Raw genomic sequence first — 26,623 nt, forward strand, 5'->3', positions numbered from 1 at the left:
GCTGGTACATCCTGGCCATGGCGCTGATGATCGTGTTCGGCTTTCCGCCGCTGATTCTGGCCAGCATCCTGCTGGAACTGGAACGGGCCGTCGGCATGCCGTTTTTCGACCCGGGCGGCGGCGGTGACCCGCTGCTGTGGCAGCATCTGTTCTGGCTGTTCGGTCATCCCGAGGTGTACATCATCTTCCTTCCCGCGGCCGGCATCGTATCGACACTGATCCCGGTGTTCTCCGGGCGGCCTCTGGTGGGCTATCGCTGGGTGGTACTGTCCATCATCGTGACCGGATTCATCAGCTTCGGCCTCTGGGTACATCACATGTTCACGGTCGGCATTCCGCAGTTGGCGCAGGCCTTCTTCTCGGTGGCCAGCATGCTGGTAGCCGTACCGACGGCGATTCAGGTCTTTGCCTGGCTGGCCACCCTGTGGACGGGGCGGGTGCGCTTCACGCTGCCCATGCTGTGGATCTTCGGCTTTCTGGTGATCTTCGTCTGCGGCGGCCTGACCGGCGTCATGCTGGCGCTGGTGCCCTTCAACTGGCAGGTGCACGACACCCACTTTGTGGTGGCCCACATGCACTATGTGCTGGTCGGTGGCATGTTCTTCCCGCTGATCGCCGGGCTCTACTACTGGCTGCCCCATGCGACCGGACGCATGCCGTCCGAACGTCTGGGTCACTGGGGCTTCTGGCTGACCTTTATCGGTTTCAATGCCACCTTCTTGCTGATGCACCTGACCGGTCTGCTGGGGATGCCACGCCGGGTCTACACCTACGAAGCCGGGATGGGCTGGGACTGGTTGAACCTGCTCTCCTCCGTTGGCGGCTTCATCATGGCCACCGGTGTGGCCATGATCATTCTGGATCTCCTGCTGCATTCCCGTTTCGGGCGTCGGGCACCCAACAATCCCTGGCATGCCGACACGCTGGAATGGGCGACCGCCACCCCGCCTGCTTCCTACAATTTTGCCAGCCAGCCCACGGTGACCAGTCGGCATCCGATGTGGGATCAGCCAGACGTGGTTCACCAGATGGCCGCAGGCGAGGGCCATCTGGCCGAGATTCAACAGGATCAGCGCGATACCCTGGGTACTGATGCGGTCACCGCCAAGGTGACCCAGCGCTGTCATCTGCCCGGCAACACCTGGTTGCCGCTGCTGGCCGCGGGCGCGTTGGCCGTGGTCTGTATCGGGCTGCTGATCCGCCTCTACCCGCTGGCGGCCGCGGCCTGTGTTGTCGCTGCCGTGATCCTGCTGCGCTGGAGCTGGCTGAATGGTGGTCATCCGCAGGCCGCCCCACTGACCGACGCAGAACAGACCAACAATGACGATAACCAGAGTCCACTGCTGGAATCCAGAACCTTCGATGGCCCGGGGCGATGGGGCATGATCGTCACGATGATGGCCAATGGCACGCTTTACGCCTCGCTGCTGTTCGGCTGGTTCTACCTGTGGACAGCCTCGCCCCAGTGGTCGGCCCCGGCTGACAGTCCGCTGCCGGCCCTGCCGCTGATCACCAGCGCTCTGCTGGCGACGGTGCTGACGCTGCTCTACCGCCGACAGGTGAGCGCTCTGCGGGCCGGGCAGGATCAGCAACTGACCGTCTGGCTGGCTGGCCTGACCCTATTGGGCGCGCTGATTACCGGCATGGTGCTCTGGGTGCTGATCAGTGCCCCGCTGGCAGCCACCGAACTGGCCCATGATGCCGTGCTGACGGTCATGCTGATTTATCTGTTTTGGCACAGTGGCCTGGCCACTGTGCTTACCGGCCTGCAAACGCTGCGGGCCAAGCTCGGCTATGTCTCGGCCCGTCTGCCCTATGAGGCCGCGGTATTGCAGCCCTTCTGGGTGTACACCAGCGGCGTCTTCTGGCTGAGCCTGGCGGCCTTCATCGGCCTGCCGATGGCCTGGGGAGGCGGCTGATAATGCTGAATCCGAAACACCCCCTGCAACTGGCGCTGGGCCTCACGGTCTGGAGTGTCTGGTTTGTGGCCTTGTACGGCGGCCTGTCCGTGGTTTGTGCGTTTGCACCACCAGCCCCAGAAGCCGGCCCCTGGACGGCATTGAATGCTGGCCTGCTGGCACTGACTCTGGTCACCACGGCACTGCTGGCTTGGTGGGGATGGCGCTGCTGGCAGGCCAGTGCACACACGGAGCAGGGCAGTAACGCCCGACTGATTACCCGTGTCTCCGCTGGCTGCCATCTGCTGGCCGCGCTCGCCACCCTGATGATCGGTCTGCCGGCAGCCGTGCTGCCCGCCTGTATCTGATGCGGTACCCGCTGGCTCTCGCTGTCGGCTTGTTGCTGCTCAGCCCCGGCGCTTTCGCCCATGAGCCGGCTGCTGATGGCCAGATCTGGGCCCTGCTCCCCCCTCTGCTTATTTTACTGGTGGCATTGTGCTGGTGGCGCGGTGCCTGGGCTACCCCTCCCCCCCTGTACCGCATGATCGGTGTGCAACTGGCGCTGGCGGGCGGTCTTTTGACCCTGATCGGCCCGCTGGATCAGTGGGCGCACACGGGGACCGGCCCCCATATGGTGCAGCATATGCTGATGATCGGACTGATTGCCCCGGCCTGGGTATTGCTGCGGCCGCAGGCACAACTGGTGCGCGGCGCGGGCCGTCTTGGGCAGTCGTTGATAGGGGGGGTGGGGTACCTGGCACGGCATCCGCTGTGGATGGCTTACTTGCATGGGGGCGTCATCTGGCTGTGGCATCTGCCGGTTGTCTATGACCTGGCGTTGGATCACGCCGCTTGGCATGCGGCGGAACACCTAAGTTTTCTGCTCACCGCCGTTCTGTTCTGGTGGGCGGTGCTGTCGACCAGCGCACGGCGCACGCCCTTTGCCCTGCTGGCGCTGCTGCTGACCCTGATGCACACCGGTTTTCTCGGCGCCATCATGACCTTTGCCCGCGAACCCTTCTATGCCGATGCCCGCGACCTGCAGGACCAGCAACTGGCCGGTCTGATCATGTGGGTGCTGGGCGGCATTCCCTATCTGCTGGCGGCGGGCTGGGTGACCCGACGCTGGCTGCTGCATCTGTCACGGCGCATGGCAAACGCCTGAGCCATACCCATTGGGTTTGATTTGCCCTATCCTGCTGACCCATTCAGATAATGCAAGGAGCCGTCATCCATGACATTGAAAGCAGTCCTGTTCGATCTGGACGGCACCCTGGTCGACAGTGTTCCCGGCATTCATCAGGCCGTTGATCAGGTGCTGCAGGCGCGGCAGGGGCGAACCTGCACAGTGGAGGATGTTAGACGCTGGGTGGGCAATGGCCCTCGCGTGCTGATGCAGCGCGCACTCGGGGAAGACAGCTCCGAAGCGGACCAGCGTGCTGCACTGGTAGACTTCGAAGCGGCCTATGCCGAAACAGTATTCAACGGCCAGCTCTATCCCGGCGTGACCGAAGGCCTGACCCGACTGCGCGCGGCCGGGCTGCAGCTGGCCTGCCTGACCAACAAGCCCTGGCCTTTTACCCAGCCGATTCTGCACCATCTGGGCCTGGCCGATTTTTTTGCCACGGTGATCTGCGGCGATCAGGTGGACCAACCCAAACCCCATCCGGAAAGCCTGGCGCTGGCCTGTGAACGTCTGGTGGTATCCATCGAGGAGACTGTGATGGTGGGTGACTCGATCAATGACCTGGCACCGGCTCAGGCACTGAACATGCCCAGAGTGGCTGTGACCTATGGCTATCATCAGGGCGAGGATCTGACGCGCTTCCAGCCCGATCTGATGGCCGACGACTTCACGGACGTCGTGTCATTCGCCCTGCAGCGTCAGCACCAGTGACCGACTGCCGGCGCGATTGCGGTGCTCGCCAAGATACACCCCTTGCCAGGTGCCAAGATTGATCCGCCCGCCGGTGATCGGCAGGGTCAGTTCGCAGCCCAGCAGGCTGGACTTGAAGTGCGCCGGCAGATCATCCGGGCCTTCGTAGGTGTGTTCATAGCCTTCACCGGGATGCACATCCGGCGCCAGCCGGTTGATAAAGGTCTCGAAATCACTGCGCACTGACGGGTCGGCGTTTTCATTGACGGTCAGGCTGGCCGAGGTGTGCTTGAGCAGCAGATGCACCAGCCCGACTTCCACCACCGGAGCCTGCGCCAGCGCCGATTCGATCTCGTCGGTGATCAGATGAAAGCCTCTCGACCGGGGGCGCAGGCGGATTTCGGTTTGCCAGAAAGTCATTCTCAACTCCGGATGCTGGTATGAAGGCTAATTCAGTTTCCTAATGGTCATGCCAAAGTGCAAGTTGTCGATATCAAAGGTGTGTTCGGCACCATGGCCAGCCACTTCATCGGTTGCCTGCAACTCGCTGCAAAAGGTTTCACGGGCAATATGGTCCCGGTGCTCGGTAATTGCAGCAGCGAGCTCGGCATCGGCCTGGTATGTCACCTCAATGCGGTCCGTCAGGTTGAGCCCCAACGCCTTGCGGGTTTTCTGGATCCGATTGACGACTTCCCGCGCCCGACCTTCGGCAATCAGGGCATCGTTCAGCGTGCAGTCCATATCGATCGAGATAAAACGGTTGGACAGTGCTTCGGTGCCCGCCTTGGCTTCGCGGAACAGTAGAATGTCGTCATTGCTGAACCGTTCGCCTTCCAGCAGCAGTTCGCCACCGTCTCTCAGTTGATGGAGCTGTTCGGCATTCAGGTTTTCGATCAGCGGTTTGAACTTCTTGAAGGCCTTGCCCAGACGTTTGCCCAGCACTGCCGAGTTGGGCTTGGCATGGAACGCAATATAGTCGGCTTCTGCAGTCGTGTAGTCCACCTGCTTCACATTGAGTTCGGCCTTGATGTAGTCCTCCAACCGCGCAATCTCATCCAGCATGGATTGATCCTGATGAATGATGGTCAGACGTGCCAGCGGCACCTTGGTCTTGATCTTCACCTGGTTGCGCTTCTGGCGACCCAGCAGAATGATGTTCTGCATGCGCGCTACAGCGGCTTCCAGTCTGGTCCGGATCAGGTCTTCCTCCGCCTCCGGGTAGCTGCACAGGTGCACGGACTCGGGTACGGCACCGGCAGCACAGGCCCTGAGCTGCTGGAACACATGTTCGGCCAGAAACGGGGCAAAGGGCGCCATGCTGATATTGAGTTCGTGCAGGGTACGGTACAGGGTTTCAAAAGCTGCCACTTTGTCCGGCGACATGCCCTCCGCCCAGAAACGCGACCGGTTCAGGCGGATGTACCAGTTGGTCAGGTCCTCAATGAACTCGAACAGTTCGGGCACGACATTGTAGAGCCGGTAGGCCGCCATCTCACGGGCGATATTGGCTTTCAGGCTCTGCAGTCGAGACAGGATCCACTGATCGGTAATATTGTCTGAAACAGCAGCCTTGCTGCTGGACTGCCAGCCATCAATGTCCGCGTAGGTTTGCAGGAAGCGGAAGGCGTTGTACCAGGGCAGCAGGATCCGCCTGACCATGTCCCTGACGCCGGTATCGGTAAAGCGCTGCTCCTCGCCTTTGACCAGACCGGAATTGATCAGGTACAGGCGCAACGCGTCGGCGCCATATTGTTCCATCAGCAAGTCAGGCGGCGTGTAGTTCTGCAGACGCTTGGACATCTTCTTGCCGTCTTCGGCCATCACGATGCCATTGACGATGACATTCCGGAACGCTGGCTGGTCAAACAGGGCCGTGCCCAGTACCAGCAGGGTGTAGAACCAGCCGCGCGTCTGATCGAGGCCTTCGGCAATGTATTCGGCCGGGAAACCGGCCTTGAACAGGTCCTGATTCTCGAACGGATAATGCAACTGGGCATAGGGCATCGAGCCGGACTCGAACCAGCAATCCAGCACTTCTTCGACCCGGCGGTAAGTGCCGGGCTCCCCCTCCAGCTGAAAGGTCAGGTTGTCGACATGCTCCCGGTGCAGGTCTGCCACGCGCACCCCTGTATAGTGCTCCAGCTCGTCAATCGAGCCGATACAGATACGGTGGTCGGTTTCATCATTGATCCAGATGGGCAAGGGTGTGCCCCAGTAGCGATTGCGCGACACGCTCCAGTCGATGGCATTGTCGAGCCAGTTGCCCATGCGACCGTCACGGATATGCTCCGGCACCCAGTTGATCTGCTGGTTGAGTTCGCCAATGCGGTGCTTGATCTGCTCGACCTTCACATACCAGGACGGAATCGTGCGGTAGATGATCGGCGTGTCGGAACGCGGACAGAACGGATAGCTGTGCTCGATCACCTCATGGCTGTACAGCGAGCCACTGTCCCTGAGTCGGCGGATGATGCCCTTGTCGGCGTCCTTGACATACTGCCCGGCGAAATCGCCGACCTCATCGGTAAAGCGACCATTCTGATCCAGCGGGCATACCAGCGCCGCAATGCCGTTGGTGTTCATGACCCGGAAGTCATCCTCACCAAAGGCGGGGGCCATATGGACAACGCCGGTGCCACTGTCGGTGGTGACGTAGGCATCGGCCAGCACCTGAAACGCGCCTTCATCCTCCATTGCGGCAAAATAGGGAAACAGGGGCTCGTAGCGTCTGCCGACCAGTTCGCTGCCCCTGAGCTCGGCCTCAACCACCAGGTTGCGTGATTTGCCCACCTCGCCCAGTCGTGCCCGGGCCAGATAGAAACGCAGATCGCGTTCACTGTCATGGACGCGCACATAGTCGATATCGGCATTGACGCACAGGCCAAGATTGGAGGGCAGGGTCCAGGGGGTGGTGGTCCAGGCTGCAATATGCGCGTCTTCGTCCTGCAGCTTGAACAGCACGGTGACGGAGGGGTCCTGCACGTTCTGATAGTTGGTGCCTGCTTCAAAGTTGGACAGCACGGTGCCCAGGGCCGTTGAATACGGCACGACCTTGACGCTCTGGTAGACCAGTTCCTTGTCCCACAGCTGCTTCATGACCCACCACACGGACTCCATGTACCAGGGTTCCATGGTCTTGTAGTCATTGCGGAAGTCGACCCAGCGACCAATGCGGGTAATGGTCTTTTCCCATTCCCGGGTATAACGCTGCACGATGCTGCGGCAGGCGTCGTTGTAGCCCTTCAGGCCGAGTTTGGTCACGGCTTCCTGGGCCGACATGCCCAACGATTTGTCGATCTCGTGCTCGATCGGCAGCCCGTGACAATCCCAGCCAAAGCGGCGCTGCACGTAATGGCCCTTCATGGTGTAGTAGCGCGGCATGACGTCCTTGAGGGTGGAGCCGACCAGATGACCGTGGTGTGGCAACCCGGTGGCGAACGGCGGGCCATCATAGAAGATATAGGGCTTGCCATTGCGGGTCTGGGCCAGAGACTTTTGGAACACCTCCGCCTCTGCCCAGAACCGCAATACCTGGTGTTCGGTGTCGACAAAGGAAAAACTGCCGGCCTCGGTGTCGGGTTTGCCGGTGGTTGTACTGCTGTCAGTACCGGCTGAGTCAGCCATGGTATCCATCTCCTGATTTCTGCAGATTCAGCCCGTGAATCTTTTCTTTGGCACAAAAAAAACCCGCCGGGTGGCGGGTTTTTCAAATTATTGCGACAAGCACGCGCTAATCCGACCCACCACTGTCGTGCTGGATAATGGATATAATGGTGGCGTAAGCGGCGTGACGTCTCATAGCTTTGCAGAGTTAGTGATTTGCGACGCAAAGTCAAGTGGCGGAAGTTCGTCGGTAATCCATTCCAGCCAGTCGGACCGTCGCCACGCTCGGGTGCATACCTGTGAGACACGCAAACTACGTCATCCCTGACAGCTCGACTCCGCACATCCCTGTGCGGAGACGGTCTCACAGCGCATGCACCCGGCAGGCGACTCTCAAGGCGGTAAATGACTACCTGCCAGGCCCCCTCACCTACCCAGACATCATGTCCCGGCTGCGCGGCCAAGGGCCGCCGCCTACAGGGACAGGGGGCAGTGGCAAAATTACAGGGCAGGGATGGCGGCGATCAGCTTGCGGGTGTAGGCCTCCTGAGGCTCATTGAAGATTGCTTCGGTATCCCCGGTCTCCACGACCTTGCCTTCCTGCATGATCATGATGCGGTGGCTGAGCGCCCGCACCACGGCCAGGTCATGGCTGACAAACAGATAGGTGAGGCCTTTTTCTTTCTGCAGGCGGCGCAGCAGCTCGATGATGCCCTTCTGTACCGACCGATCCAGCGCCGAGGTGGGTTCATCCAGTACCAGCAGGCCCGGGTTCAGAATCAGCGCCCGGGCAATGGCAATGCGCTGGCGCTGGCCGCCGGAAAACTCGTGCGGATAGCGGTGGCGTGTTTCGGGGTCCAGTTGCACGGCCTTGAGCGCCTCGATCACATGCTGCTCGACCTCATCGGCGGACAGGCGCTCATGCACGCGCAGCCCTTCGGCCACAATCTGCTGCACGGACATGCGCGGGCTGAGGCTGCCGAACGGATCCTGAAAGATGATCTGCATGAAACGGCGCAAGGGTCGCATACCTCGATGGCTCAGCGTATTCAGACGCACCGCCTGGCCGGATTGGCCGGTCAGCATTTCACCGCCGCGGCCCAGATAGACAATCTCCCCTTCACTCGGTACCAGGCGCAGCAGCGCCCGGCCCAGGGTGGTCTTGCCCGAGCCGCTCTCGCCGACAATGCCGAGCGTCTCACCCTGGCGCAGGGTCAGGTCGATGCCATCCACGGCTTTCACGTGATCCACCACCCGCTTCAGCAGGCCCTTCTTGATCGGAAACCAGACGCGCAGATTGTCGGCCCGCAGCAGTTCAAGGGCGGCCGCCGCCACAGGCTCCGGCTGGCCGGAGGGGGCCGCCGACAGCAGCATCCGTGTATAGTCCTGCTGCGGGTTGGCAAAAATGTCTTTGGTCAGGCCGGTCTCGACAATGTGCCCACCCTGCATGATGGCGACCCGTTCCGCCATGCGCCGCACAATGCCCAGATCATGCGTGATGAACAGCACCGACATGCCCAGTTCGCGCTGCAGTTTCTGAATCAGGTCCAGCACCTGTGCCTGGATCGTCACATCCAGCGCCGTGGTGGGTTCGTCGGCGATCAGCAGCTCGGGCTCGTTGATCAGCGCCATGGCGATCATCACCCGCTGCCGCTCGCCCCCGCTCAGTTCGTGCGGGAAGGCGGTCAGACGCTTTTCCGGGTTGCGCAGACCCACACGGTTCAGCCACTCCATTATCTGCGGGCGGGCTTTGCGCCGCCCGGTGCCGTCATGCAGCATGATGGCTTCGCCCAGTTGCTTTTCGATGGTATGCAGCGGGTTCAAACTGGTCATCGGCTCCTGGAAGATCATGCTGACCTTGTGCCCGCGGATAAAACGCAATTCGCTGTCCGGACCGGCGAGAAGATTCTTGCCCTGATACCAGATGGCCCCGCTGGGGTAGACCACGGGGGGTTCCGGCAGCAGGCGCAGGATGGACTGGGCCGTCACTGATTTGCCCGAGCCGCTCTCGCCGACCAGGGCCATGATCTCGCCCTGCGGGATGGTCAGACTGACTTCATTGACCACCTGATTGATCTTGCCGTCGTCTTCGAAGCCGACGCTGAGGTTTTCGATGCGAATCAGATCCTGGCTCATCAGCGCGTCCTCCTCGGGTCCAGCGCATCGCGCACCCCTTCACCGATAAATACCAGCAGCACCAGAATCAGTGACAGCATGAAGAACACGGACAACCCGATCCACGGCGCGCGCACATTGTTCTTGCCCTGATTGATCATCTCACCCAGGGACGGCGAGCCGGGGGGCAGGCCAAAGCCGAGGAAGTCCAGCCCAGTCAGCGTAGTGACCGACCCGGCGAGGATAAAGGGCAGGAAGGTAATGGTGGCGACCATCGCATTGGGCAGCACATGGCGAAAGATAATGCCGGTGTTGCCGAGCCCCATGGCTCGCGCCGCTTGCACATACTCGAAGTTGCGCGCGCGCAGGCTTTCGGCACGCACCAGCCCGACCAGCCCCATCCAGCCGAACAACAGCATGATGCCCATCAGAATCCAGAAGGTGGGCTGCACCATGCTGGAAATGATGATCAGGATGAACAGGGTAGGCAGGCTGGACCAGACTTCCAGCACGCGCTGCCCGAATAGATCCAGCTTGCCGCCGAAAAAGCCCATCAGCGCGCCAACCGCAATACCGACTATCGACGTCAGCACGGTCAGCGTAAAACCGAATAGAATGGAGATGCGGGTGCCATAGAGCAGTCGCGCCACCACATCGCGGCCCTGATCGTCAGTGCCCAGCCAGTTCTCTGCGCTGGGCGGGGCGGGGGCGGGTGACGGCAGATCATAGTTGATGGTACGAAAGCTGAAACGGACCGGTGGCCAGAGCATCCAGCCGTTCTCGTTGATCAGGTCCTGAATGAACGGGTCGGTGTAGTCGGCCCGCACATCAAAGTCACCGCCAAACTCCAGTTCCGAATAATCAAAAAACACCGGGGCATACCAGAGACCGTCGTGATAGGCGACGATGGGCCGTTCATTGGCAATGAACTCGGCAAACAGGCTGAGCATGAAGATGGCACTGAACAGCCACAGGCTCCAGAACGCCCGCCGATTGTTGCGAAAGCGCAGCCAGCGCTGATGGTTGATCGGATTGAGCTTGAGTAAAGCCATCAGCGCGCCTCGAAATCGATCCGCGGATCGACCCAGGTGTAGGCCAGATCACTGACAATACCCATCAGCAACCCCAGCAGGCTGAACATGTAGAGGGTCGCGAACATGACCGTGAAGTCGCGCTGCAGGGTTGCCTCGAAGCCCAGCAGTCCCAGTCCCTCCAACGAGAAAATGACCTCGATCAGCAGGGCACCGGTGAAGAACATGCCGATAAAAGCGGCCGGGAAGCCGGCAATGATGATCAGCATGCCATTGCGGAATACATGCTTGTAGAGGATGCGCTTCTCGGTGGCGCCCTTGGCACGCGCCGTCATCACATACTGCTTGCTGATCTCGTCCAGAAACGAATTCTTGGTGAGCATGGTCAGGGTGGCAAAGCCGCCGATGACAATGGCCAGAATGGGCAAAGTCAGGTGCCAGAAGTAGTCGAGGATTTTCTGATACCAGAGCAACTGATCGAAATTCTGTGACACCAGACCGCGCAGCGGGAACCAGTTGAAGTAGTTGCCGCCGGCAAACAGGATGATCAGCAGGATGGCGAACAGAAAACCCGGGATGGCATTGCCGATCACTACCACCCAACTGGTCCAGACATCGAATTTGGAGTGGTGCTTGACCGCCTTGCGGATGCCCAGCGGGATCGACACCAGATAGATGATCAGGGTGCTCCAGACGCCAAGGGATATGGAGACTGGCAGGCGCTCTACGATCAGCTCCAGCACCGTACGGCCGCGAAACAGGCTATCGCCAAAGTTGAACGTCAGATAATCGCGCAGCATGATGAAGTAGCGTTCATGCAGCGGGCGATCAAAGCCGAAACGAGCTTCGATCTGAGCGATGATGGCCGGGTCCAGCCCTCGCCCCGCCCGCGTGCCGGACATTTCCTCGCGCTCGCGCGCCGTGCCACCCGTGTCCATCACCTCTGAACCGGCACCGGTAATCCGGTCCAGCGCCTGGCCCTGGCCCATCATGTTGGCGATGGCCTGATCCACAGGCCCCCCCGGGGCCCCCTGAATGATAAAGAAATTCAGGGTGATGATGGCCAGCAGGGTGGGAATCACCAGCAGCAGTCGGCGGACTACATAAACGCCCATTGGCGATCAGCTCCTTGAGTGTACTCAGCGACTGAGCCGGGATGCCTTGTCTTCGTCATACCACCAGGTACTGACCCCCAGATCAAATTCCGGACGCACGTCCGGGCGGTCGAACCTGTCCCAATAGGCGATACGGAAATAGCTGCTGTGCCAGTTGGGCATGACATAGAAATTCCAGCGCGCCACCCGGTCGAAGGCGTGGCCGTAGGCCATCAGCCTGTCCGGGTCTTCCTGATGCGCCACTATGCCCTCGATCAGTTCGTCAATCACCGGGTCGTTGACGCCGGCGGTATTCCAGGTGGAGTCGAAATAGTCGGAATGGAAGGCGGTCTGCATGTCCACACTGGGATAGGAATAGGTGCCGTAACCATTCAGAATCAGATCAAAGTCGCGTTCGCGCAGCCGGTTGGTGAACTGCGAGGGGTCGATGATGCGCACTTCCATGTCGATGCCCATGCGCTCCATGTTGCGCTGGATATTGAGCGCCACACGCTCAAAGGCCGGACTGGACAGCAGCATTTCGAAGCGGAAACGCTCTCCGGTTTCGCTATTGACCAGCCGCTGATTGCGCAGCTCCCAGCCGGCTTCCTGCAGCAACGCCAGCGCCTGGCTCACTTCAGCTCGCAGACGGCCCGATCCATCACTGACATTGGGCTCCCAGGCGGGTTGGGTAAAGACTTCCTCGGGCAACCGGTCGCGCAGCGGCTCAAGGATCTCCAGCTCCATGTCCGAAGGCAGGCCGTCGGCCATGTAGGGGGTATTCTGGAAGTAGCTGTAGGAGCGCTGATACTGGTCATAGAACAGATTGCGGTTCATCCATTCGAAATCCAGCGCGTAGTTCAGTGCCTTGCGCACCCGCCGGTCCTGAAACTGGTCACGTTCTATATTGAACACGAAGGCCTGCAGTGACTGGGGAATGGCGTGCTCCAGCTCTTCCTTGACGATGTCACCACGATCAAACGCGCGGCCGGTATAGTCATTCGCCCACTGCCGGGCCACGTTCTCCAGTCGGAAGTCATATTCGCCCGCCTTGAACGCCTCCAGCGCCACTGTGGTGTCGCGGTAATAGTCGTAGCGCATACGGTCGAAATTCATCGTGCCGCGCATGGAGGGCAGGTCGCGTGCCCAGTAGTCTTCCATCCGCTCGTACTCGACATACTGACCCATGGCGAAACTGCTCACCCGATAGGGCCCGCTGCCCAGCGGTGGCTCGTTCAGCGGCTCGGAAAAGTCACGCTCGGCCCAGAAGTGTTCGGGCAGAATCGGCAGGTTGGACAGGCGGATGATCTGATCCCGTGAGCCCTCATCCGGATGAAAGGTGTAACGCACCGTATGATCATCCAGCGCCTCTACGGTATCGACAGGCGCATACTGGGTGCGCACGAAGGGCACGCCTTCCTCCATGAACTTGTTGAAGGTAAACACCACATCATGAGCGGTAATCGGCTCGCCATCCTGATGCCGGGCGTCCGGATTCAGGAAAAAGGTCACCTGCGAATAGTCGCTGGCATATTCCAGTTCTTCGGCCACCAGCGGGTAGTAGGTGCGAATCTCGTCGCTGCTGGCGGTCATCAGCGAATCATAGAACAGGGTGCTGCCGGTCGCCGCCAAGCCGCGCTGGGCATAGCGGTTGAAGTTGTCATAGGTGCCGATAGCGGAATAGACGATGCGCCCGCCCTGGGGAGCATCGGGATTTACGTAATCGAAGTGCTCGAAGTCGGGCCCGTATTTGGGCTCTCCGAGAACGGAGAAGGCATGGGTTCTGATCAGCTCGGGCTCTGAGCCGTCATCGGCCAGCGCCTGTGACTGAGCCACGAAAAGCAGACAGCCGGTGGCCATCCAGCCTGAAACAATGCGGTTGAGAGGCGACATCCAATAATCCTCCGTTGGGGCCTGTTGTGATTCTTCGGTGAGCCGGGCCAGCGCTTTGCCGGCGCCAGGTCCCGGGTTCCGGAGGGCAACCCGTGCGCGTCTTTGGACACGCTTTTTTGTTTTCTATGTACGTTACACAAGTTGGCCCGAAAACGATCAGTTTGCAAGCCTGCAGGAGTGCAAAGGGTTTGTTAAGGCAGTACAGGTTCCGTCAGTCGAAACGCCGCAGAACGCTGGTGACACTGGTCGAATAGCCACCCCCGAACAGGTTCAGATGATTGAGCAGGTGATAGAGGTTGTACAGCGGCACGCGATCCTCGAACCCGGGCTCCAGTCCCGAGAGCTCCTGATAGGCGGCCAGCATGGCCGGGCCGAAACCACCGAACAACCGGGTCATCGCCAGATCTGCTTCTGCCCAGCACCAGCTCACTGCCGGGTCGATCAGCACCGGCTGGCCGGTACTGTCATGGATGACATTACCTGACCACAGATCACCATGAACAAGGCTAGGCGGCTGATGGGGTATCAGGTCGGGCAGAGCCTGGCAAAGGCGCTCGAGTCGGCGCATGTCGGCCCGCCCCAACAGACCGGCATCAAAGGCCCGTGCACCCTGGGGCAACAGGCGGCAGGTGGCAAAAAACTCGTGGCCATCCGCGTGCTGGTCGTTGGTCTGGGGTGACGTTCCGCAGTAGTTGTGCTCTTTGAAGCCGAATGCCGGGCCGTGGTGTTGATGCAGTCTGGCCAGAATATGGCCCAATCGGGCATCGGCATCAGGAGTGGGCCGGCTCGTTTCGATCAGCGCGAGCAACAGATGGTCGGCACCGACTGACAGCACCTCGGGCACCGGTGCGCCAGCTTCGGCCAGGGCGGCAAGACCAGCCGCCTCAGCAGTAAAGAAGCCGGGTGGTGGGTCACAGTGCGTCTTCAGAAAAGCAGGCTGTCCGTCTGCCTGGCGCACTTTGCAGGCATCATTGATCGAGCCGCCCCCGACCGGCTGCAGGTCACTCAGTTCCAGGGATGCTGCCAGTGACTCCAGTGCACTCATGCCTGCACCTCAGCGCCCCCGGCGCTCCATGCGCCGCACAAATTCACGCATGATCTGCTGATACAGTTCATCGCCGAGAAACTCATCTTCTACCCCACTGTCCACATTCGGGTTGTCGTTGACCTCGATCACAAAGGCCTGGTTGCCTTTCTGTTTCACATCCACGCCATACAGACTCTGCCCGATCAGCCCGGCCGCCTTCACTGCAGCCTGCACCACCGCTTTGGGCGCTTCCTGAACCGAGACGGTGCGGCTGTCGCCCGAGCCCACATCACCCCCCGCCCCATGCTGGTAGATCTGCCAGTGACCCTGCGACATGAAATACTGGCAGGCAAAGAGCGGCTCACCGGCCAGCACTCCGATGCGCCAGTCGTAGTCGGTAAACATGAACTCCTGCACCAGCAACAGCGCCGAGCGCTTGAACAGGGCTGCGGCCTCGCGCTGCAACTCGTCGATGTTGCTGACCTTGACCACGCCGCGCGAGAAGCTGCCATCCGGTATTTTCAGTACCAGCGGGTAGCCCAGCGCATCGCCGACTGCCGCCAGTTCCGCTTTGCGATCGCGACTGATGATGCGGGTGGCCGGCGCCGGTACCCGGTTTTTCTGCAGCAGGTCGGCCAGATACACCTTGTTGGTGCAGCGCAGAATGGACTCCGCATCATCAATCACCACCAGACCTTCCGCCTCGGCCCGCTTGGCAAAACGATAGGTGTGGTTGTCGATACCTGTGGTTTCCCGGATGAACAGACCATCGAATTCAGCCAGTCGGCCATAGTCGGCCTTGCTGATCAGCTCGACATCCAGCCCGACGCCGCGCCCGGCTTTGACAAAGCGTTTCAGCGCCCTGGCGTCGGACGGCGGCATCGCCTCCTGCTCATTGACCAGGATGGCAAGATCAAAACGTGACGAGCGCTGAGCCCGCGGCTTGCGCCAGACCTGACGGCTGAAGTGATCCAGTGCACGGGCGAACTGATCCTCCTCGGCGTCGGTCAGCTTGTGCAGGCGACCGGCGGCGACACTCTCGATAGTCCAGTTCAGGTCACCGGCTGCAGTTCGCTTGCTTTCCGAAGCAGTCGAGGCCACAAACGTCACGCGCAGGATGGGGCAGGCAAACTGCTCGAACAACTGGCGGGCGAGGGAACTGAAAGGCGACTGGCCACTTTCTGCCTGGACCGCATCCGTACCAAAACAGAAAGCCATCTCCACCCGGGTGGCATTGTCGGGAGCAGCCTGACCGGAGAACGACTTGAGCGCCGGCGCCAGCTCCTGAATCCGGGGCCCGTAGATGGCCTTGCGCCCCAGATCATTCAGCGTACGCACCGTTGGCATGACGCGATGCCCCCGGGCTTCAGCCAGCAGGGAACAATAGTAGCCATTGCTCAGGTACCGATAGTCGCGGCAAAGATTCAGGATTCGAGTCCCTTTGGGCAGCGCGCCGCGTTGCTCAGTCAGGTATTCCTGAAAGGTGATCACATTTTCAGTAGGATAGAACGACTTCCAGTCCTGGCGTCGGTCTACCACAATCAGAAGCTCGGCCATTATTCGGGTCCTCCGGACCTTAAACCTGATTCACCCCAAACCGGGGTTGGAGTGAGTTTAGCAGATGCAGTCGCAGTCAAGTCCCGGCAACCCGGCAGCCGATACGCCAGCGTTACGCCGGGCAACACTCGAAGATGTTGATGCGCTCTGGCAGCTGGAGCAGGTCTGCTTTGACAGTGATCGCCTGAATCGGCGCAGCTTTCGGCGCCTGATCGGCAGCGACAGTGCGTCCATACTGGTTTCTGCAGACCGAAAACTCATCAACGGCTATATCTGTGTTCTATACCGGAGGGGAACAGCGCTCAGCCGCATCTATTCGCTGGCCTTGCTGCCCGAAGCGCGCGGGGATGGCCTGGCCGCCACGCTGATGAATCAGGCGGAGGCCGATGCAATGGCGCATGGCTGCACCCATATGCGCCTGGAAGTACGGCCCGACAACGAGACTGCCATCCGCTTCTATAAGCGCCTTGGCTACCGTCAGTTTGCCGCCGTCGATGACTACTATGCCGACCATTCACCGGCCCTGCGCCTGGAAAAGCGGATTCGCTTTCTGCGTATCACGCCGGTCCGCCAGGTGCCCTTCTATGCCCAGACTACCGAGTTTACCTGCGGCCCCGCCTGCCTGCTGATGGCCATGAGTGGGTTGCAACCAAACCGCGCTCTGGAGCGTGCCGAAGAACTGAGATTGTGGCGCGAGGCGACGACCATCTTCATGACCTCCGGACATGGGGGGTGCGGGCCGCATGGGCTGGCACTGGCGGCCTGGCGCCGCGGGTTTGGGGTGCGCCTGGTGGTCAATCAGCAGGGGCCACTGTTTGTCGACAGTGTGCGTGGTGCCGACAAGAAAGCCGTCATGGCCCTGGTACAGGCGGACCTGGAGGCGGAGCTGGCCGAAACCGGGGTGATCATCGAGCAGGGTACATTGAGTGCCGCCGATCTGGCCGCCTGTCTGGAGCGCGGCGAGTTGCCGCTGGTACTGATCAGCACCTGGCGCATGCAGGGCAGCAAGGCACCCCATTGGGTGATTGTCGTGGCTGCCGATGAACACTGCCTGTTCATCCATGATCCGGATGTGGGTGCCGAAGACGAAGCATCAGCCACCGACAACGCCTGGTTGCCGGTGCGGCGGGACCAGTTCGAGCGCATGGCCCGCTTCGGCCGTCAGGGCTTGCGCGCCACGCTGGTGCTCAGCCGGGCGCCCTGATGGCTCCATTGGTCGCAAAGCTGTCGAAATAGCCCGTCAGGGCACAATATCCTCAGCGGACACCACCCCCTTCCCGCTGAACATTCGCACCAGCGTGAAGGCGGATACCAGCAACAGCAGTCCCCCGGTCCCGAGAAGGACCCAGTCATAGTAGGGGAACTGCAGGTTGGCGTGAATTATCGGCCAGTCCGGCCTGAGCAGTTCATGCACGCCGGTCAGCACACACAGAATAGCCACCACATCCAGCAGGATCAGCATCGGGCGCACATGTGCACGGGAAGAATACTGGGTCATGGGGTCAGGCCTCTGCCAGCGCCGCCTGCTGGGCGGCGCCCAGTTCGCGGATCCCTTTGCCGGCCAGCAGCAGCAGAGCAGACAGCTCATCCTGACTGAGCGGACTGCCTTCGGCTGTGCCCTGGACTTCGACAAACCCCCCGTCACTGGTCATCACCACATTCATGTCGGTGTCGGCCTGACTGTCTTCGGCATAGTCGAGATCCAGTACCGGCATACCCTGCCACAGGCCTACGGAGACTGCTGCCACCATATGTCGAAGTGGGTCTGAGCGCAGTTTCTGGTCGCGCTGCAGCGACCGCAGGCCATCCACCAGGGCCACACAGGCACCGGTAATGGCAGCGGTACGCGTGCCCCCATCGGCTTGCAGGACGTCGCAATCCAGGGTAATGGTATATTCACCCAAGGCTTCCAGATCAATCGCGTTGCGCAGAGCCCGGCCGATCAGCCGGCCGATTTCGATGGTGCGGCCACTCTGCTTGCCACGCGCCGCCTCACGGTTGTTGCGCGTGTTGGTAGCGCGCGGCAGCATGCCGTATTCGGCTGTAACCCAGCCCCTCCCCTCCCCGCGCATGAAGGGGGGTACGCCTTCAGCTACAGAGGCGGTGCACAGCACCCGGGTATCCCCGTAGCTGACCAGCACGGAGCCCTCGGCATGCTTGGTAAAGTGTCGCTCAATCTTGATCGGGCGTAGTTCGTCATTGGCACGACGACTGGGTCTCATAGTGTCTCCTCAGGATACTAGTCGATAGCAGGGCACATAATCTCCGGTGCCCGGCAACTTCATTCGGTGCTGCTGTACAAAGGCAGTCAGCAGACGGTCGAGCGGCTCCATGATGCTGTTGTCACCCGATATTTCATAGGGCCCTTCGCGCTCAATCAGGCGGATGCCCTGGTCTTTCACATTGCCCGCCACAATGCCGGAAAACGCCCGGCGCAAATTGGCGGCCAGCTCGTGTACCGGCAGACCATGATGAATATCCAGCGTCGCCATATTGGCATGCGTTGGATCAAAAGGTTTCTGGAAACCATGATCGATCTTCAGCAGCCAGTTGAAGTAGTAGGCGTCATTGTGCTGCTGGCGAAAACGGGTCACCTCATCAATACCTGTTTTCATTTCTCGAGCCACCATGGACGGATCATCGATAATGATCCTATACCGTTGTTGCGCTTCATAACCCAGAGTGGCACCAACAAATTCATGAAGTTGCTGAAAGTAGGGTGCAGAACTGGCCGGCCCGGAGAGAATCAGCGGGAAGGGCAGTTCACGGTTTTCCGGATGCATCAGGATACCCAGCACATACAGCAGCTCTTCGGCCGTGCCTGCCCCACCCGGAAATATGATTATGCCATGCCCGACGCGCACAAAGGCCTCCAGGCGTTTCTCGATGTCCGGCAGGATCACCAGTTCGTTGACGATGGGATTGGGCGCCTCTGCGGCAATGATGCCCGGCTCGGTCAGACCCAGATAGCGGCCGTCACGGATGCGCTGCTTGGCATGGGAAATGGTGGCGCCCTTCATCGGGCCCTTCATGGCACCCGGCCCACAACCGGTGCAGATGTCCATGCCGCGCAGTCCCAGCTCGTGACCCACAGTCTTGGTATATTTGTATTCTTCCTTGTTGATCGAGTGGCCGCCCCAGCACACAGCCATCCTCGGCTCACGACCGGAACGCAGGGTTCCGGCGTTGCGCAGCAGGTGGAAGACATAATCGGTAATGCCTTCCTGCGTTTCGAAGTCGACCCGCTTGTGCTCCAACTCGCTCTGGGTGTAGATGATGTCACGCAAAGCGCTGAACACCATCTCCCGCGTGCTGGCGATCATATCGTCATCCACGAACGCGGCTGGCGGGGCATTCAACACTTCAAGGCGGATGCCTCTGTCCTGCTGGTGAATGTGCACATCAAAATCCGGATAGGCTTCCAGAATGGCCTTGGCGTTGTCCGTTTCAGAGCCGGTATTCAGGATCGCCATGGCACATTGCCGGAACAGGCTGTAGGTGGAGCCGGACCCGGCAACTCTGAGTTGCTGAACCTCTCGCTGGGAAAGGGTTTCAAGACTGCCTTTTGGGGTAATAGTGGCATTGACCGTAACCCGGTCTGTCATGCGCGTGCACTCCTGCTGGTGATGTTCGGCGGGTAACACAATCCGCTGGTGGCGTGTCTATTTGGCCACTTCCACCCGGTTGCGCCCCTTTTCTTTGGCTGTATACATGGCTCGGTCGGCCCGATCAAAGACCAGGTCGCCCGTGTCCTCTCCATGGAATTCGGAGCACCCGATCGAGACTGTAATGGGGACGGGCTTGCCCCTGAAATGAAACGGTGTCTCCTCCACCAGACTGCGCAGTTTTTCCATCGCCAGCCCAGCCTCCTTGAGCCCGGTTTCAGGCAGAAGGATAACAAATTCCTCACCGCCATGCCGGGAAATGAAATCATTCTGCCGCAGCAATTGCTTGAGCTGCCGAGCCAGAATTTTAAGCACCTTGTCACCAGCTGTATGGCCCAGTTCATCATTGACCGCCTTGAAGCGATCCACATCCAGTACACAGAGCGAAAGGGGTGTGCCATAGCGTTTGAAGCGGGCATATTCCTCGTCAAGGCGTTGCATGTAGCTGGAGCGATTGGGCAGGCCGGTCAGCAGATCGGTCATGGCCTGTTTTCGGGTGCGCTCGAAGTCCTCTCGGATGCGGTGGTTCTGCTCTTCCAGTTCAGTAATGACATTGACCAGATCTTTCATCATGGTGGCCATGCTGCGCTCTTTCTCGGCACTCTCCTTGAGAAAGGTATCGATGCTGTTGACGATGTCATCGAGTTCGACCTGGATGCCGCTCTTGAGCTGATCAAGACTGGTGGCTTTGTTCACCTCCTGGCGAATGGTCTCCACATGGCCCTGAATTCGGCTGTCCAGGCGCGCCCCGTCGTCGCGGAACGCTTTGCGTATATCCTGGGCCTTCTGCACGGATGCCCGGATAAAGGTCAGGCGTTTGTTCAGGTCCTCCAGATACTGTTCAAGCGCCTGTTGCTCGTCGCTCAAAACCCCGACAATCAGTTCGATCAATCGGTTCATAGCCGTCAGCAGCTCGGGCCAGGCAATGCTGCGATTCAGTTCGTGGACAATTGTCTGCAGGGTCTCCTGTTTCTCGGCCGGCAACTGAATGCGATTGGCCAGCCCGCTGAGGGCATCAAACAGTTCAGACGTCATGCGCTCGACCGTTGCCTTGTCTGCCTCCGGCGCCGCGACTTCAGCTGTGGCCCGACCCAGTTTTGATTCGGCCTCCTGCAGGTGCTGGAAGCGCGCAAACACCTGCGCCTGCAGCGCACCGAATTCTTCCAGGTAGCGCGTTATTTCATTGAGGTCGGCCAGCCTGCGGTCCACACCACTGTCCAGCCTGGCCGCAGCCTCGCTGTGCGGCCCGCCCTGCTCGCGCAATGGTTCATTGAGCGAGCGTAACACGCCGGTCAGGGTCTGGCGCTGGTTCCGCTCCTGCTGCTGCACCTGCTCGTAGGTCTGCTCAGCCCGACCAACAATGTCATCAATTTCTTCGTCCGTTGCTTCGGGCTGACGCAGAACCTGACGCAATTCATCCATCAGATGGTTGAGGCGGGCTGACTGGTCTGTCACCAGCAGGCTGAGTCGCACCATACCGCGACGAAAAGTATTAAGGCGGTCCGAAGACCCCTGCTCCTTGGTCATACTGTGTTCCGCTGTCGAAAGTGGACGTAATCAGTGGCTCTGCTCCAATGTTAGCAGCAAATTCCGATATTCGACGGGTGGTTTCACTGTCACCGCCTCTAACGTCTCGTTTTTATCACTATTACGGGCTGACTCAAGCCGAGACAGCCAGAAACGAAGCGCTGCGCTGCGCCGCATCAACGGCAGCGCCTGCACCTCAGTGGCGCTCAATGCAGTGATCGATTCATAGCCATGCAATAGCGCTGCCGCGACTGGATCAGTGTCCGGTTGTGCGCCGCCGCACCAGGCATTCAGGGCGATGGCAATGTCCCAGATCCGCGGTCCGCAACTGGCAAAATACCAGTCGATAACGGCGGTAAACTGTCCGTCCAGAGCCAATACATTGTCGGGAAACAGGTCGGCATGCAACCATGCTTCCGGCCAGCGCCGCTGCCAGACGAGCCGTGTCGACTGGATGGTGCGGCGCACCAGTTCCGCATCGTCGAGGGCCAGCCTGTCCTGCCAGTACTGCGCCTGCTCCCGCTGCCAGTCCGGGCCGAAGTTGAGTGGCAGCGGGTCCAGGTCCAGCGTCTGGCTGTGCAGCCGGGCCAGAAACCGTCCCACCTCGGCAGCGGTCGACTGTGTCGGCTCCGGATGGTCTCCCGGCAGCGCCTGCACCAGGGTGGCCGGGCGGTCTTTAAGCATGCCCACAAGTCGACCCTGCTGGTCCACACGCACCCCCGGGACGGGCAGGCCGGCCTGATACAGGCTTTGCATCAACGACATTACCGGCTGTACCGCTGCTGCAGGACGGTCTTCAACCAGCGTCAGTATCCAGTCACCGGAAGTGGTTTCCAGCCAGTAATTGGTATTGATGGTGCCACCACTGATACCCCGGAAATCTCTCAGGTCTTCAATGCCGTGCGCCAGCAACCAGGGCAGCAGTTCTTCCCGATCAATGGGGGTGAATACGGACATGGGCGTTACTTCGCGTTACACTTCGGCGCTCAGTGTAAATGAAATTTTCGACAATCCCATCATCGAGAGCGACATGAGCGATACCACAACCGCCAGTGCCCCCATCGTGCTGATCGATGGGTCGTCCTATCTGTTCCGTGCCTTCCATGCGATGCCGCCGCTGACCAATCAGTCGGGCCACCCGACCGGAGCCATCAAGGGCGTCATCAACATGGTCCGCGCCATGCTCGACCAGTACCCGGACAGCCCGGTGGCAGTGGTGTTCGATGCCAAGGGGCCGACCTTTCGCAATGACCTGTACGAAGACTACAAGGCCAACCGCCCGCCGATGCCGGACGAGCTGCGCCCGCAGATCGAGCCCATTCATCAGATCATCAAGGCCATGGGCTTGCCGCTACTGTGTGTCGAAGGCGTTGAAGCCGATGACGTGATCGGCACCCTGGCCCGCCAGGCCTCCGAATCCGGCCGGGCCTGTGTGGTATCCACCGGCGACAAGGACATGGCACAACTGGTCACCGACCATGTCACGCTGATCAACACCATGAGCAATGAAGTGCTCGACCGGGAAGCGGTGAGCGAGAAATACGGCTTCGGGCCGGAACTGATGATCGACTACCTCGCGCTGATGGGCGACAAGTCGGACAATATCCCGGGCGTGCCGGGCGTTGGCGACAAGACCGCAAAGGCGCTGCTCTCGGGGCTCGGCGGGCTGGACACGCTGTACCAGAACCTGGACAGCATACCCGAACTCGGCTTTCGTGGCGCCAAGACCATGCCCGACAAGCTGCGCGAACATGAAGACCTGGCTCGGCTGTCGTATGAACTGGCCACCATCAAATGCGATGTGGACCTGTCCGTCCGGCTGGAAGAACTGCAGCGCGGAGAACCGGATGAAACCCAACTGGCGGGCTATTACCGGGAATTCGAGTTTTCCGGCTGGCTGAAGGCGCTGACCGACAAGGGGGTTGAAGCACCGGAAGCACCCAAAAGCATTGCCAGTGAAGAGCTGACCTCAGAGGCCGCCCCGGACACGGTGGACTACCAGACGCTGACCACACCAAAAGCCTGGTCAGAATGGCTGCAGGCGCAGGGTACCGCCAGCCAGTTTGCGCTCTGGCCGGCGCTGGACGCCGGACACTACCGTGACTTCCGCTGGCTGGGGCTGGCCGTCAGCAGCGCTGCCGGCAATGCCGTCTTTGTCGACCTGCGGAGCCCCGACTGGCCGGAACAGGCACTGGAACCCCTGTTGCCCCTGTTTGCACAACACAGCTATCACAAGGTTACCCATGACCTGAAACGACTGCTGCATGCCCTGCACCCGCACTGCCCGGAGCCCTCTCATCTGCAGGATGATGTTCTGGTAATGGCGTTCGTGCGCGACGCTACGATCCGCCGGGATCCGGAGCTCGACCGCCACTTCGACACGCTGGGACTCGATAACCTGATCCGCACCTGGCTCCATGAAAAGCCACAGACGCTGGTCGATATCGCCGGTCGCTTTGGTACCCGACAAACGCCGCTGGACGAGGTGCCCAGAGAATGGCTGGCCACCTATGCCTGTGAGCGCGCTGACTTTACCGGTCGGCTTTACCGGCACCTGGGGCGCGAACTGCAGCAGGACTTCCCCGACCAATGGCGGGTTTATCAGCATATCGAAACGCCTCTGGTGCCGGTGTTGCAGCAGATGGAATGGACCGGTACCCGCGTAGATGCGGATTTTCTCGCTGATCTGAGTCAGGGTTTCAGGGCCCAACTGGAGACCCTGGAAGCTCAGGCTCACGAAGCGGCGGGCCGGGCGTTCAATCTGGACTCCCCCAAGCAACTGGGGGAAGTACTGTTCGGCGAACTGGGCCTGCCGGTGGTAGCCAAAACTCCGTCCGGACAGCCCAGCACCAATGAAGATGTGCTGACCGAACTGTCCCATCAATATGAACTGCCTGCCTGCATTCTGCGCTATCGCCATCTGCGCAAGCTGCTGAACACCTATACCGAGCCGCTGCCCACGCTGATCAATCCAGAGACAGGGCGCGTCCATACCAGCTACCACCAGACCGGGGCACAAACGGGCCGTCTGTCATCAAGCGAACCCAACCTGCAGAATATACCCATCCGCTCGGAAGAAGGGCGCTCGATCCGCAAGGCCTTTGTCGCCGCACCCGGTCACCGCATCATGGCGGCGGACTATTCGCAGATCGAACTGCGCATCATGACGCACCTGTCACAGGATACGAACCTGATCAATGCCTTCCGCGAGGGCAAGGATATCCACCGCGCCACGGCGGCCGAAATCATGGGCATCGCCGAGTCGGAAGTCAGCGGTGAGCAGCGCCGGGCAGCGAAAGCAGTCAATTTCGGTTTGATCTATGGCATGTCGGCGTTCGGTCTGGCGCGCAACCTGGGCATCTCGAGAGGTGAAGCCCAGACCTATGTGGAGACCTATTTCGAGCGGTATCCGGGGGTCAAGGCCTATATGGACCGCACTCGGGCGCAGGCTGCGGAAGACGGTTTTGTGGAAACCCTGTTCGGGCGCCGGTTATATCTGCCCGATATCAAATCGTCGCGCCAGCAACAACGGCGTGCCGCTGAGCGCACCGCCATCAACGCCCCCATGCAGGGTACGGCAGCCGACATCATCAAGCAGGCCATGGTGGATGTGCAGACCTGGCTGGTCAGCACGGATCTGACGGCCCGCATGATCATGCAGGTGCATGATGAACTGGTGTTCGAGGTGGCGGAGTCAGATCTGGAAGCGCTGCGTCAGGGCGTCGACTTCCGCATGCGCCATGCTGCCTCTCTGTCGGTGCCTCTGGTGGTGGATATCGGTGTCGGCGCAGACTGGGGTGAAGCGCACTGACCTTCGAGGTCAGTGCTCCATGCCGCGCGCGAGGGCATCCAGGGCTTCACGACCTTCCTGCACCCGCTCCAGCGCCGCGCGGGCCTGGTCGGGGGCAATATTGAGCCCGGTAAACAACTGGCTTTCCAGCGGCACACTGGGACCCGGCACCATGCGTCCCCGGCGCAGCATCCGTACCGCCAGGCAAATCAGGTTGGCATATTCCGCGTGCAGGCCCATGTAGTCCGGATGGGCCGCATGGCGAATGCCCAGGCAGACCTCACCGGGCAGGTTCCAGCTGTTCAGAAGACTGGCGGCTATCTGGTCCCTGTTGAGCCCGAGCACATGGTCCTCCACAACCCGCGGATCAAGGTGCGGGTTGGCTTCCCAGAGTCGGCAGCAGGTCGAAAAGTGGGGCTTGAACACATGCGCCAGCACCAGATAACCAAAGTTGCTCAACAGGCCACCCAGATAGGCCAGTCCGAAACTGGGCCTGGAGTCACGCGGCATGGCTGTGTGCAGTTCGGCGACCGTCGCTGCGGTATAGACGGCTTCCTGCCAGTAAGGCACCACACCCTGCGGTTCGTCCGGCGGCATGCTCAGTGTCTTGCCCAGCGCCAGACCCAGCGACAGATTCATGACCAGGTCATAACCCAAAACACGCACAATGGCGTCCTGCACCGATTTGACACTGCCAGGGGCCGCATAATACGAGGACGATGCCCAACTGGTCACCTGAGCGGCCAGACTGGGGTCCTTCTCGACAATGGCCGACAGCTTGCTGATATCGGCACTCGGGTCAACCCGCAGGCGAATGATTTCCTGTGCGGTATGAGGCAGTGGCGGGATTTCCAGCGTTTCTTCCAGCCGCTGGCGAATGCGCTTGGCGGTGAAGCGGCTGATGGAGTCTTCAATTGCATCCCGATCCAGATCGAACAGACTCAGTTCGTAGTCCAGTTCCATCTCCGGCACGGCCACTGACACATCAACGGTCCGGGTAGCCTCGTCTTTTACCAGGCTTTTGGCCGGCAGTGCCAGCAAGGAACCGCGCGCGCCACTCTGGATACAGACCTCCCCCTCGCTGGGCAGATACTGGTCTTGCAGGACTTCCACACCGAGCAATGCATCCAGCGCCGGCAGTTCCTGCAGGCCATGCTGTCGCAGCAGCGCCTGGCGCTCCTTGAGCTCCGCGGCGACCAGCTCACGGCCGGTCTGCTGGCGCAAAGCGACCAGATCAAGCAGGCGATCGGACGGCAGCAGCAAGGCCACCTTGCCCAATCGGTCGGCCAGCAGGATACACTCGACCCGCGGGAACTTTCGCGCTTCACGGGGGGTCACCAGCCGCGACTCGACTCCTTGGCTCGCCAGATACTGGCGCACTGCACTAGGGGTAGGATCAGAGGCATTCATGGATTCTGCTGCATTATTGTTCATTGAACGATTCCGTCGATCGGCCTCGACCGATAGTTGCTTGTGGGGCCAACTACTGCCTGAAGCGACACCCTTGTCTCAGTCTAGTCAGGAATACTGATACTGTCCCCGACAAG

At 60.5% G+C, this 26,623-nt stretch carries 20 protein-coding genes; 6 read left to right on the forward strand and 14 right to left on the reverse strand.

Translation table 11 applies throughout. From position 1 onward, the window contains the following. The 4 genes from LAT62_RS06515 to gph all read left to right on the forward strand — a co-directional run. Positions 1-1,919: cbb3-type cytochrome c oxidase subunit I (locus LAT62_RS06515; RefSeq protein ID WP_293380779.1), on the forward strand; the 1,919-nt coding region annotated here is incomplete at its 5' end. Between the two features lie 2 nt (positions 1,920-1,921). Beyond that, positions 1,922-2,266 carry a hypothetical protein gene (locus tag LAT62_RS06520; RefSeq protein ID WP_293380782.1) on the forward strand — a complete coding sequence of 115 codons (345 nt, stop codon included), beginning with the start codon at positions 1,922-1,924 and terminating at the stop codon, positions 2,264-2,266. Beyond that, positions 2,266-3,063: a cytochrome c oxidase assembly protein gene (locus LAT62_RS06525; RefSeq protein WP_293380785.1), complete on the forward strand. Its 798-nt coding sequence runs from the start codon at positions 2,266-2,268 to the stop codon at positions 3,061-3,063. Before LAT62_RS06520 ends, LAT62_RS06525 begins: the two co-directional genes overlap by 1 nt. Before the next feature lie 69 nt (positions 3,064-3,132). Then, a complete protein-coding gene (gph, locus tag LAT62_RS06530) occupies positions 3,133-3,795 on the forward strand; it encodes a phosphoglycolate phosphatase (RefSeq protein ID WP_293380788.1) in 663 nt (220 codons plus the stop codon). On the opposite strand, the gene LAT62_RS06535 is transcribed toward gph, so the two are convergent. The 8 genes from LAT62_RS06535 to LAT62_RS06570 all read right to left on the reverse strand — a co-directional run bounded on the left by LAT62_RS06535 (position 3,766) and on the right by LAT62_RS06570 (position 16,094). After that, a complete protein-coding gene (locus LAT62_RS06535; protein ID WP_293380791.1) occupies positions 3,766-4,194 on the reverse strand; it encodes a secondary thiamine-phosphate synthase enzyme YjbQ in 429 nt (142 codons plus the stop codon). The two genes, gph and LAT62_RS06535, sit on opposite strands and share 30 nt — an antisense overlap. Positions 4,195-4,221: 27 nt before the next feature. After that, on the reverse strand, positions 4,222-7,398 hold the full coding sequence (ileS, locus tag LAT62_RS06540; protein ID WP_293380794.1) for an isoleucine--tRNA ligase: 3,177 nt from the start codon (positions 7,396-7,398) through the stop codon (positions 4,222-4,224). Between the two features lie 480 nt (positions 7,399-7,878). Further along, on the reverse strand, positions 7,879-9,513 hold the full coding sequence (locus tag LAT62_RS06545) for an ABC transporter ATP-binding protein (RefSeq protein ID WP_293380797.1): 1,635 nt from the start codon (positions 9,511-9,513) through the stop codon (positions 7,879-7,881). Further along, the gene (locus tag LAT62_RS06550; RefSeq protein WP_293380800.1) at positions 9,513-10,544 is read right to left on the reverse strand and encodes an ABC transporter permease; all 1,032 of its coding nucleotides are present in this window, start codon (positions 10,542-10,544) and stop codon (positions 9,513-9,515) included. The genes LAT62_RS06545 and LAT62_RS06550 overlap by 1 nt, the downstream gene beginning before the upstream one ends. Further along, positions 10,544-11,638 carry a microcin C ABC transporter permease YejB gene (locus tag LAT62_RS06555; protein WP_293380804.1) on the reverse strand — a complete coding sequence of 365 codons (1,095 nt, stop codon included), beginning with the start codon at positions 11,636-11,638 and terminating at the stop codon, positions 10,544-10,546. Before LAT62_RS06555 ends, LAT62_RS06550 begins: the two co-directional genes overlap by 1 nt. A 24-nt stretch (positions 11,639-11,662) precedes the next feature. Beyond that, the gene (locus LAT62_RS06560) at positions 11,663-13,510 is read right to left on the reverse strand and encodes an extracellular solute-binding protein (RefSeq protein WP_293380807.1); all 1,848 of its coding nucleotides are present in this window, start codon (positions 13,508-13,510) and stop codon (positions 11,663-11,665) included. Between the two features lie 211 nt (positions 13,511-13,721). Further along, the gene (locus tag LAT62_RS06565; protein ID WP_293380810.1) at positions 13,722-14,555 is read right to left on the reverse strand and encodes a fructosamine kinase family protein; all 834 of its coding nucleotides are present in this window, start codon (positions 14,553-14,555) and stop codon (positions 13,722-13,724) included. Between the two features lie 9 nt (positions 14,556-14,564). Then, positions 14,565-16,094 carry a RimK family protein gene (locus tag LAT62_RS06570; RefSeq protein WP_293380813.1) on the reverse strand — a complete coding sequence of 510 codons (1,530 nt, stop codon included), beginning with the start codon at positions 16,092-16,094 and terminating at the stop codon, positions 14,565-14,567. A 64-nt stretch (positions 16,095-16,158) separates the two neighbouring features. Between LAT62_RS06570 and LAT62_RS06575 the strand changes: the two genes are divergently transcribed. Further along, complete coding sequence (locus tag LAT62_RS06575; protein ID WP_293380816.1) at positions 16,159-17,298, forward strand: GNAT family N-acetyltransferase/peptidase C39 family protein; 1,140 nt, start codon at positions 16,159-16,161, stop codon at positions 17,296-17,298. Between the two features lie 36 nt (positions 17,299-17,334). Here the strand turns inward: LAT62_RS06575 and LAT62_RS06580 are convergent, their stop codons facing one another. The 5 genes from LAT62_RS06580 to LAT62_RS06600 are packed head-to-tail and all read right to left on the reverse strand — an operon-like array spanning position 17,335 to position 22,243. Beyond that, on the reverse strand, positions 17,335-17,592 hold the full coding sequence (locus tag LAT62_RS06580) for a hypothetical protein (RefSeq protein ID WP_293380819.1): 258 nt from the start codon (positions 17,590-17,592) through the stop codon (positions 17,335-17,337). A 4-nt stretch (positions 17,593-17,596) separates the two neighbouring features. Beyond that, complete coding sequence (gene rph, locus LAT62_RS06585) at positions 17,597-18,316, reverse strand: ribonuclease PH (protein WP_293380822.1); 720 nt, start codon at positions 18,314-18,316, stop codon at positions 17,597-17,599. A gap of 9 nt (positions 18,317-18,325) precedes the next feature. Continuing rightward, the gene (gene ppnN / locus LAT62_RS06590) at positions 18,326-19,699 is read right to left on the reverse strand and encodes a nucleotide 5'-monophosphate nucleosidase PpnN (protein WP_293380825.1); all 1,374 of its coding nucleotides are present in this window, start codon (positions 19,697-19,699) and stop codon (positions 18,326-18,328) included. A 57-nt stretch (positions 19,700-19,756) separates the two neighbouring features. Further along, complete coding sequence (locus LAT62_RS06595; RefSeq protein WP_293380828.1) at positions 19,757-21,286, reverse strand: GGDEF domain-containing protein; 1,530 nt, start codon at positions 21,284-21,286, stop codon at positions 19,757-19,759. Between the two features lie 30 nt (positions 21,287-21,316). Continuing rightward, the gene (locus LAT62_RS06600; RefSeq protein WP_293380831.1) at positions 21,317-22,243 is read right to left on the reverse strand and encodes a phosphotransferase; all 927 of its coding nucleotides are present in this window, start codon (positions 22,241-22,243) and stop codon (positions 21,317-21,319) included. On the opposite strand from LAT62_RS06600, the gene polA reads away from it, so the two are divergent. After that, positions 22,242-25,097: a DNA polymerase I gene (polA, locus tag LAT62_RS06605; RefSeq protein ID WP_367120536.1), complete on the forward strand. Its 2,856-nt coding sequence runs from the start codon at positions 22,242-22,244 to the stop codon at positions 25,095-25,097. The two genes, LAT62_RS06600 and polA, sit on opposite strands and share 2 nt — an antisense overlap. A gap of 9 nt (positions 25,098-25,106) precedes the next feature. Here polA and LAT62_RS06610 read toward each other — a convergent pair whose 3' ends face one another. Next, on the reverse strand, positions 25,107-26,510 hold the full coding sequence (locus LAT62_RS06610) for an HDOD domain-containing protein (RefSeq protein ID WP_293380834.1): 1,404 nt from the start codon (positions 26,508-26,510) through the stop codon (positions 25,107-25,109). Positions 26,511-26,623: the final 113 nt, after the last annotated feature.

Source organism: Natronospirillum sp., from assembly GCF_022565775.1.
GTDB lineage: Bacteria > Pseudomonadota > Gammaproteobacteria > Pseudomonadales > Natronospirillaceae > Natronospirillum.

What these genes read in the sequence shown, in the direction of transcription:
- LAT62_RS06535 (WP_293380791.1), bottom strand. Translation starts at nt 4,194, where the DNA reads ATGACTTTCTGGCAAACCGAAATCCGCCTGCGCCCCCGGTCGAGAGGC.
- LAT62_RS06600 (WP_293380831.1), bottom strand. Translation starts at nt 22,243, where the DNA reads ATGTCCGTATTCACCCCCATTGATCGGGAAGAACTGCTGCCCTGGTTG.
- ppnN (WP_293380825.1), bottom strand. Translation starts at nt 19,699, where the DNA reads ATGACAGACCGGGTTACGGTCAATGCCACTATTACCCCAAAAGGCAGT.
- ileS (WP_293380794.1), bottom strand. Translation starts at nt 7,398, where the DNA reads ATGGCTGACTCAGCCGGTACTGACAGCAGTACAACCACCGGCAAACCC.
- LAT62_RS06545 (WP_293380797.1), bottom strand. Translation starts at nt 9,513, where the DNA reads ATGAGCCAGGATCTGATTCGCATCGAAAACCTCAGCGTCGGCTTCGAA.
- LAT62_RS06550 (WP_293380800.1), bottom strand. Translation starts at nt 10,544, where the DNA reads ATGGCTTTACTCAAGCTCAATCCGATCAACCATCAGCGCTGGCTGCGC.
- rph (WP_293380822.1), bottom strand. Translation starts at nt 18,316, where the DNA reads ATGAGACCCAGTCGTCGTGCCAATGACGAACTACGCCCGATCAAGATT.
- LAT62_RS06555 (WP_293380804.1), bottom strand. Translation starts at nt 11,638, where the DNA reads ATGGGCGTTTATGTAGTCCGCCGACTGCTGCTGGTGATTCCCACCCTG.
- LAT62_RS06525 (WP_293380785.1), top strand. Translation starts at nt 2,266, where the DNA reads ATGCGGTACCCGCTGGCTCTCGCTGTCGGCTTGTTGCTGCTCAGCCCC.
- LAT62_RS06580 (WP_293380819.1), bottom strand. Translation starts at nt 17,592, where the DNA reads ATGACCCAGTATTCTTCCCGTGCACATGTGCGCCCGATGCTGATCCTG.
- LAT62_RS06610 (WP_293380834.1), bottom strand. Translation starts at nt 26,510, where the DNA reads ATGAACAATAATGCAGCAGAATCCATGAATGCCTCTGATCCTACCCCT.
- polA (WP_367120536.1), top strand. Translation starts at nt 22,242, where the DNA reads ATGGGCGTTACTTCGCGTTACACTTCGGCGCTCAGTGTAAATGAAATT.
- LAT62_RS06560 (WP_293380807.1), bottom strand. Translation starts at nt 13,510, where the DNA reads ATGTCGCCTCTCAACCGCATTGTTTCAGGCTGGATGGCCACCGGCTGT.
- LAT62_RS06595 (WP_293380828.1), bottom strand. Translation starts at nt 21,286, where the DNA reads ATGACCAAGGAGCAGGGGTCTTCGGACCGCCTTAATACTTTTCGTCGC.
- LAT62_RS06520 (WP_293380782.1), top strand. Translation starts at nt 1,922, where the DNA reads ATGCTGAATCCGAAACACCCCCTGCAACTGGCGCTGGGCCTCACGGTC.
- LAT62_RS06575 (WP_293380816.1), top strand. Translation starts at nt 16,159, where the DNA reads ATGCAGTCGCAGTCAAGTCCCGGCAACCCGGCAGCCGATACGCCAGCG.
- LAT62_RS06565 (WP_293380810.1), bottom strand. Translation starts at nt 14,555, where the DNA reads ATGAGTGCACTGGAGTCACTGGCAGCATCCCTGGAACTGAGTGACCTG.
- gph (WP_293380788.1), top strand. Translation starts at nt 3,133, where the DNA reads ATGACATTGAAAGCAGTCCTGTTCGATCTGGACGGCACCCTGGTCGAC.
- LAT62_RS06570 (WP_293380813.1), bottom strand. Translation starts at nt 16,094, where the DNA reads ATGGCCGAGCTTCTGATTGTGGTAGACCGACGCCAGGACTGGAAGTCG.